Source organism: Clostridium tarantellae, assembly GCF_009295725.1.
GTDB lineage: Bacteria > Bacillota > Clostridia > Clostridiales > Clostridiaceae > Sarcina > Sarcina tarantellae.
This window is the reverse complement of sequence record NZ_WHJC01000569.1, coordinates 1-816: the sequence shown is the minus strand read 5'-3', so window position 1 is coordinate 816 and position 816 is coordinate 1. Positions and strand designations below refer to the sequence as shown.

The window sequence follows — 816 nt, the reverse complement described above, 5'->3', positions numbered from 1 at the left end:
ATATTTAATATTATTTATATTTTAATAAAATTATACAACTATTTTAAAATATAATTTCTCTAAATGCTTTACATTACTACAGTATTAGTGTACTATTTAAATATAACAGTAGTACAGGTGGTGAGATTTTAAGTTGAGTATATGGAATTTTCAATTCAATAACACAGAACCAATATATCTACAAATAATTAATCTAGTAAAAAGAAATATAGCTATAGGATATTTAAGAGCTGGTGATAAACTTCCTTCTGTAAGAGAAATGGCTTCATTACTAGAAGTTAACCCAAATACTCTTCATAGAGCTTATAGTGAATTAGAAAAAGAGGGTATAACTTTTACTAAAAGGGGTATGGGTTCTTTTGTAAGTGAAGAAGTAGGTGATTTTACATCTTTAAAAAATGAAATGGGTGAGGAACTTGCAATAAAATTTCTTAATGATATGAAGGATTTAGGTATAACTAAAGAAGAGACTATAAAAATAATCGAAAATTTGGAGGGATAATAATGAAAAATTTACATAAAAAATTTTTATTTTTAAATCCTTGGATTCAGGGTATGATTTTTTTAGTTTTTTTCTATTTTATATGTGCTATAATGTCATATTTGTCTTTAGTAGTAACTGTAGAACCTTTAACAAAAGAAGGGACTTCTATTTATTTTAATATTTCCACTTTAAGTAAAACTATTTATATGCCTTTTATTTTTATATTCTATATTATGTCACAAATAATTGCTCCTATATGTGGATTTATATTATGTGGTGCTTATTATTGGACTTTTTTTAAAGATATAAAAATAATTAGTATTCTTCCTTTG

General features: G+C 24.0%; 2 protein-coding genes. Both read left to right on the top strand.

Annotation, left to right across the window (positions count from 1 at the left end; translation table 11 throughout):
- Window positions 1–133 precede the first annotated feature (133 nt).
- Window positions 134–502, top strand: a complete 369-nt coding sequence (locus GBZ86_RS16405) for a GntR family transcriptional regulator (RefSeq protein ID WP_152892444.1) — start codon at window positions 134–136, stop codon at window positions 500–502.
- Window positions 503–504: 2 nt separating this feature from the next.
- Window positions 505–816, top strand: a 312-nt coding sequence (locus GBZ86_RS16400; protein ID WP_152892442.1) for a hypothetical protein, incomplete at its 3' end; no start/stop codon positions are given.